The sequence below is a fragment of the Sphingopyxis sp. KK2 genome (genome assembly GCF_001990265.1).
Taxonomy (GTDB): Bacteria; Pseudomonadota; Alphaproteobacteria; order Sphingomonadales; family Sphingomonadaceae; genus Sphingopyxis.
Map to the genome: position 1 here is coordinate 1 of NZ_LYVN01000180.1, position 6,720 is coordinate 6,720.

Genomic DNA, 6,720 nt, shown 5'->3' on the forward strand with positions numbered 1-6,720 from the left:
GGCGGGCCCCAAGGGCTGTTCTTGCGGCGGCGTTTCTTTCCCTTGCGCCCGAGGCTCGACAGGATCGGTAGGATGAAGAAGAAAAAGACGATGAAGCCGACGAAGATCAGCCCGCCGATGTCGCCGTCATTGGCGCGGTCGCGCTCCTGCGCCTCGATCTGCGCGGCGCGTGCGGCGGCTTCCTCGGGGGTGAGCTGGATCTGCTCGGCGATCGCATTGACCCCCGCCTGGATGCCGCCGGGATAATCGTCAGCCTTGAAGAAGGGGGTAACCGTGTCGCGGATGATCCGCCCCGACATCGCGTCGGTGAGCACGGGTTCGAGGCCGTAACCGACCGCGATGTTCATCCGCCGTTCGTTGGGCGCGATCAGGAAGACGACGCCGTCGTCCTTGGCCTCGTCGCCGATCTTCCATTCGCGGCCGAGCTTGTAACCGTAATCGGCGACGTCATTGCCTTCGAGGTCCTTGACCGTCGCGACGACGAGCTGGTGCCCGGTCTTGGTCTCGAGCGCGGCGAGCTGCGCATCGAGCGCGGCCTCCTCGGCCGCGGGGATGATGTCGGCCTGATCGACGACGCGGCCGGTGAGCTTGGGGAAGGTCTGCGCCGAAGCGGGTGCGGCCGACAGCAACAACAGCCCGCCAAGGGCTGCCGTTGCCAGCGGACGAAGAAAGGCGGTCAGGCCCGGCTTATTGGTCAAAACTTGACCGTCGGCGCGACGTTGGCGTTGGGCGTGATCGCCTTGTACGGCGTCATCGGCTGCGCACCATGGACGATCTTGGCGCCGATGATGTCGGGGAAGGTGCGGATCGTCGTATTATAATCCTGCACCGCGGCGTTATAGTCCTGCACCGTCACGTTGATGCGGTTCTCGGTGCCTTCGAGCTGGGTCATCAGGTCGGCAAAGCGCGCCTGGCTCTTGAGGTCGGGATAGGCCTCGACCGTGGCGAGCAGGCGGCCGAGCGTGCCCGACACATTGCCCTGCGCCTGCTGAAAGGCCTGGACCTTGGCGGGGTCGCCCAAGTCGTCGGTCGACAGCTTGACCTGCGTCGCCGAGGCGCGCGCCTGGATCACGCCTTCGAGCGTCGACTGCTCGATCTTCGACGCGCCCTTCGCGGTTTCGACGAGATTCGGGATCAGGTCGGCGCGGCGCTGATAGGCGGCCTCGACATTCGCCCATTTCGCTTTCGCGGCCTCTTCCTTGGTCGGGACGCTGTTGATGCCGCACGCCGACAGGCTCAGCGCGGCGACGGGCAGGATCATCCAACGGGCAGAACGATAGGACATGGTCATCAAGCTCCCTCCGGCGGCGTCTTGCCGCAACAAGACACTAGATAGGATGGTGCTTGCCTTTGTGCAATCGTCGCGGCACGCTTCGCGCACAGGACCAACCATCCGGGGAGCAGCAACATGTTGAGCGAGTTCAGGGAATTTATCGCGCGCGGCAATGTCATCGACCTCGCGGTCGGTGTCATCATCGGCGGCGCCTTCGCGACGATCACCAAGTCGCTGACCGAGGACATCATCATGCCCGTCGTCGGCGCGATCTTTGGCGGGGTCGATTTTTCGAACATGTTCATCCTGCTGGGCGACGTGCCCGCGGGCGTGTCGCCGACCGATTATGCCAAGCTGAAGGAAGCCGGGGTCGCGATGTTCGGTTATGGCGCCTTCATCACCGCGACGATCAACTTCCTGATCCTGGCGTGGATCATCTTCCTGCTCGTCAAGACGGTGAACAAGGTGGTGCGCAAGGCGCCCGACGCGCCGGCAGGCCCGAGCGAGGTCGATATTCTCACCGAAATCCGCGACGAATTGCGCAAGCGCTAGGATAGAATTGGAAGTATTGTTTTAAACTATTGAAATAAAATAAAAAATTCTCGAAATCTGGGCATGCTACGCGGCACTTTCGCCAACTTCCGCCCAAAACGCGACAGACGCCCGTCCGCGCCCTTTCCAAGCGCGGGCGGGCTTCCTATATGGGTCCTGTCGGTTTCGGCCGACTATGAGGATAAATGTTGCCGTGGAATAGGCACAGCGGACCCGGGGGCAGTACCCGGCGGCTCCACCACAAGCCCGCGCTCTTCGGAAGGGGTGCGCGGGTTTCTGACGGGGCCGAACTAGGATCGACGTGTGTTCAAAGACGGTGGTTTCTTCCGGGCTGAGTAACCCGTTAAAGGCTCAAAACCAATAGGTGCTAACGATAACGAAGCACTCGCTCTGGCTGCCTAACCGATAAGCCTCACGGCCTAAGGTTAGACAAATAGAACGCGGTTCGGACCGAACCGGGCAACAGAATCGGATACCAGCGGCTGGGGACGAGCCGGGCAACAGAATCGTCCCACCTTCTCCCCTCAGAATGAGATTCCCGGCCGCAGGACGAGCTGGAAGAGCGCGAGCAGCGCGGCGAGTGCCGCGAGCGGGCCGGCGATCGACGGGGCGGTGGACGGGAACGGCGTGTCGCGCCGGAAATTCAATCCCACAGCGAGCCAGCCGAGCCCGATTAGGTGGACGACCAGTGGAATGAGCACGACCTCGACCGGTTCGCGCGGGACGCGGAAGGGGACGATCAGCACGACCGCGATCGCCAGCACCGCCGCCAGTTGCGCGATGGCGATGCGGCCCTTGCCCGGGATGGGATAGCGGCGCGCGAGCTGGATGCCCGCAGCGATCATCGCGATCACCGCCGACACGAACAGCGGCCCCTTTGCGGCCGGGCCGGCACCCAGATAGGTCAGCATCCGCCCGACGTCGTTGCCGGACAGCCAGCAGCCGATCGCCCACTGGCTCAGCGACTGGAACAGTCCCTGGAACGCCATCCAGAAGGCGAAGAGCCGCCAGGTCGGCCGCTCCGGCGAAACCCGCCCGGCGAGCCACAGGAAGACCAGCCCGCTGAGCAAGGTCGCGACCGCGCCGCCGCCCTGCAGCAGTTCGGCGACCGGCGCGTCGCCCGACCAGTCATGATCGTTGTGATAGAGGATCGGGTCGAGCCCCGGCACGAGCGCCTTGGGGATCACGAGGCCGAGTTCCTGCACGAGGAACGTCAGGCTGAACGCCAGCGCGCAAAGCAGCGTCGAGGCGGCGAGGCCGCGCGAATCCACCGGCGCTTTGCCGCGTTTGAGCCGCGCTGTCCCGACCAGCAAGGGCAGCAGGCCGAGCCCGGCGACCAGCCACAGCAGGATCATCATGCCGTTTTTGCTTCATCCCCCGGCGCGGGCCGTGCGAGCTGGCGGCTGTAGAGCCAGCCGATGCCGATCAGGCTGAACCCCAGCACGACGAAAGACCCGATGCGCAGCAGCCCTTCGAGCCCCGAGGCGTCGAACAGGAACACCTTGCCGACCGCGCCGAGCATCAGGACCAGCGAGGCGATGCGCCAGTCGTGGCGGCCCTTGCGGATGCCCCACAAGAGGAAGCCGATCGCGAGCGCGAGGATCAGGATCGAGCGCAGGATATTCTCGGTCGCGGTGACCCCCGGTGCGACGAGCAGCGTTCCGTGGAACAGCTGGCGGAGCGCTGCCCAGGCGAAGCCCGCGACGAGCAACATCGTGGCAAGCTGAACGACGCGATCGAGCAGCGCGGGGGCATTCGGGAACAGCCGCTGGATCAGCTTCAGCCCCAGCCAAGGCAGCAGGAAGAGCGGCACGAGCAGGTTGGCCACCGGCCATTCGCCCACCGCTTGCAGCTTCCATAGCGGGTTGTGGAGCAGCAGCCCGTACCAGATTGCGTGGGCGGTCCCCGCAAGGACGAGCGGCCGGGCCAGACCGGTCCATTGCCGCGTCATCGCGAGCCAGCCGCCGCCGATCAGCAAGGCCTCCCACAACAGGCGTTGCCCGACGCCGGTCGCGACGAAATCGCCGCCCACCACCGCAGCGAAGCCGAGGCGGTAGAGGCTGTGCAGCGCGATGCCGCCGACGACGCCCGCGATGCCGAGGCCCGCGAGGAGCAGCCAGCGCGGCAAATGTTCGCGGATCAGCCACAGCGGCGCGGCGAACAGCGCGGCGGGGATGAGCAGGCGCAGCAGCAGTGGATCGACGGCGAGCATGGGGCTTTCGAACAGCATCGGCTGTCCGGCGATCGACATCAGCGCCTCGAGCGCCCAGGCGGCCACGGGCAGTGCGGCCCAGGCGAGGCTGAGCGCGGCGAAGCTGAAGGCAGCGCCATCGACACGCGGCAGCGCGACCCGCCGCGCCGCAAGCAGTGCCGCCGCGCCGCCGATCGCGGGCACGAGCATCAGCCAGGTGCCGGGGACGAATTGCGCAAAGGCGCCATAGGCGAGCAACGCCGCCGCGACCTGGCCCGCCCGCCGGATGACGGGCTTGTCGGACCACAGGGCATAAGCGAGGCCGGCGAGCGCCAACCCGGCCCAGCGCAGGACTTCGGTCGCGCCGACCGCCGCGTCGCTACCATAGAGCCGGGTCCATTGCGCAAGGAGGTTCGGGCCGGTCCCGGCAAGCAAGACTATGGCGAACTGGGCATAGACGAGCGAGAGCAGTTCGACCGGATAGGAGGTACGGCGGCGCGCGATGGCGAAGATCGCCATGGCCACGAAACCCATCGCGAGCGGCAGGCTCCAGCCCGGGACGACCTGCGCGAGCGTGCCATAAGCGAGGCCGCCCGCGATCGACAGCGACGCGAAGCGCAGGATGCGGTGCCCGGCCTTCGCCGCGAACAGCGCGAGCAATGCGGTCATGCCCGCCCAGCGGATCACATCGGTGGCCGCCACGACCGCGTCGCTGCCGAACAGGCGGCTCCACTGCGCGACCAGATTGGGTCCGGTGACCGCGAGCAGCGCCAGCGCGAGTCCGCCGAAGGCGGCGGACAGGAGCTCGACCGGCAGCGACGCCTTGCGCCGCGCGAGAAGGAATATCCCGATGGTGACCGCGCCCATCGCGAGCGTCAGGCTCCAGCCGGGGACGATCTGTGCGAGCGTGCCATAGGCAAGCCCGCCGGCGAGGGCGAGCGCGGCGGCGCGGAAGAAGCGGTCCTCGGCCTTGCCCGTGAACAGGCCGAGCAGCGCCGCGAGCCCCGCCCAGCGGAGCAGCGCCTGCGTCGCGAAGCCGTCGCCCGCGCCGACGAAAAGGCGAGGCAGTTCGGCGAGCGCGAGCGGGGTCGCGATGAGCGACACCAGCGCGAGCCCGACGAAGCCCGCCGCGATCGGTTCGATCCGGCGATCATCGGCGGCCTTGCCGAAGAAGAGCAGGCCGGCGGCGACGGCGCCAACCGCGAGCGGGGTGACCCAGTCGGGGAGGATTAGCGCGGCGCCGAGGGCGACGAGCAGCCCGGTGACCGCGGTCAACCAGGCGAAGCGGCTGTCGCCCTGGCGATCGGCACGCCAGCCAAGGGCGATCCCGGCGCCGGTCAGCAGCGCGGCGCCGAGCGCGGTCAGCGCGAGCACCAGATCACCGGCATCCCAGAAATGCCATTTGACGAGCGGCGGCGCGGCGAGCGCGAGCGCGCAAAGCTCGAGCGTGCGGCGCAAGGTGCGCGCCTCACCCCACAGTCGCGCGAGCAGGGGCAGGGCGTGGATCGCGGCGAGCGCGAGCGCGATGATCGAGAACCAGTAGGTCGTCGGATCGGGCCAGACGGCGAGCAGCAGGATCGACAGCGCGAGGCTTATCGACGGGACGATCGCAAAGCCCTTTTCGCGCCAGGCGAGCCATTGGCCCGCCGCCGCAAGCAGGATGAACAGTCCCCAGTGGAGCGGTGCGAAACCGCCGATGCCGACGAGCAAAGCGAGCTGGAGCGCGCCGACGATCGCCGACCCGGCGCGCAGCAGCGCGGCGCGCGGACCGTCGAAGGCGATCATCGGCAGCGCGAGCGCAAGGAGCAGCACATAGCCGCCGATCGTCAACGAACCCAATGTATCGAGCGCGCTGGTCGCGAGCACCATCCACAGGCTCCACCCGACCCCGCCGACGAGCGCCGCGAGCGCGAGCCAGGGCCAGCGCTTCATCCGCGACACCCCCGCGAGTCCCGCGATGGTGAGCCCGAGATAGACCGCGAGCAGCGGCACATTGGGCTGCATCGCACCGACCAGCGCCGGCGCGGCAAGGCCGCCTGCAAGGCCGAGCAGCGCGCTCGGCGGACCGAAGCGCAGCGACAGGCCGAGCGCCGCGGCGGTGACCGCCGCCAGCCCGACGAAAGCGGCGAGCGGTCCTATCAGGCCATAGACGTTCGCGGCGACAAGGATGGCGGCATAAAGCGTCGCGATGCCCGCGCCCGACAGCGCCTGCGGCACGCGCAGGTCGCGGACCTTGTCCTCGTTGCGCCAGGCATATTCGGCGCCGCCGATCAGGCCGAGGCCGAAGAGCACGCCCGCGATCACCTGCACCCCGGGCGTGAAGACACGCGCGAAAAATCCGGCGTCGATCGCGTAGCGGACGATCAGCACGCCGGCGATGGCGAGCGTGATGCCGCCGGCCCAGATCGGCAACGTCTTGCCGAAGAGGTTTTCGAACCGCTGCGCCATGGTGGCGGGCGGTTTGGGCGGTCCCGCCGGCGGAACCGCGATGCGCGCTGCGACGGGTTCGGGGGTTTCGGCCTCGGTTTCCACTTCGGCCTCAATGAGTGCGTCGGTGGCTGCCTCGGTCCCGGCCGCATCGGATGTCGGCGCCGGGTCTTCGAGTTCGTCGTCGGTAACGGCTTCGGATATTTCGGGCAAAGCTGCGCTGGCGGCGGCCACGGGGGCAGGGGCGGGCGTCTCTTCGGCGGGCGCCGCGGGCGGC

General features: G+C 67.9%; 5 protein-coding genes and 1 other RNA gene. 2 read left to right on the top strand and 4 right to left on the bottom strand.

Annotation, left to right across the window (positions count from 1 at the left end; genetic code table 11):
• Window positions 1-698, bottom strand: a 698-nt coding sequence (locus tag B1A78_RS19500; protein ID WP_256839458.1) for a YgcG family protein, incomplete at its 3' end; no start/stop codon positions are given.
• On the bottom strand, window positions 695-1,291 hold the full coding sequence (locus B1A78_RS19505; RefSeq protein ID WP_077148554.1) for a LemA family protein: 597 nt from the start codon (window positions 1,289-1,291) through the stop codon (window positions 695-697). The genes B1A78_RS19500 and B1A78_RS19505, both read right to left, overlap by 4 nt.
• Before the next feature lie 117 nt (window positions 1,292-1,408).
• Between B1A78_RS19505 and mscL the strand changes: the two genes are divergently transcribed.
• Window positions 1,409-1,825 (top strand): large conductance mechanosensitive channel protein MscL, encoded by a 417-nt coding sequence (mscL, locus tag B1A78_RS19510; protein WP_077148555.1) that lies wholly within the window; start codon window positions 1,409-1,411, stop codon window positions 1,823-1,825.
• Between the two features lie 119 nt (window positions 1,826-1,944).
• Window positions 1,945-2,302, top strand: a transfer-messenger RNA (tmRNA) gene (gene ssrA, locus B1A78_RS19515).
• Window positions 2,303-2,349: 47 nt separating this feature from the next.
• Here the strand turns inward: ssrA and B1A78_RS19520 are convergent.
• Both B1A78_RS19520 and B1A78_RS19525 read right to left on the bottom strand, forming a co-directional pair.
• A complete protein-coding gene (locus B1A78_RS19520) occupies window positions 2,350-3,183 on the bottom strand; it encodes a hypothetical protein (protein ID WP_077148556.1) in 834 nt (277 codons plus the stop codon).
• On the bottom strand, window positions 3,180-6,720 hold a 3,541-nt coding region (locus B1A78_RS19525), incomplete at its 5' end, for a DUF2339 domain-containing protein (RefSeq protein ID WP_144037914.1). The genes B1A78_RS19520 and B1A78_RS19525, both read right to left, overlap by 4 nt.

Bases quoted from the DNA above. Each gene is read 5' to 3' on its own strand.
- B1A78_RS19505 (WP_077148554.1), bottom strand. From the start codon at position 1,291: ATGACCATGTCCTATCGTTCTGCCCGTTGGATGATCCTGCCCGTCGCC.
- mscL (WP_077148555.1), top strand. From the start codon at position 1,409: ATGTTGAGCGAGTTCAGGGAATTTATCGCGCGCGGCAATGTCATCGAC.
- B1A78_RS19520 (WP_077148556.1), bottom strand. From the start codon at position 3,183: ATGATGATCCTGCTGTGGCTGGTCGCCGGGCTCGGCCTGCTGCCCTTG.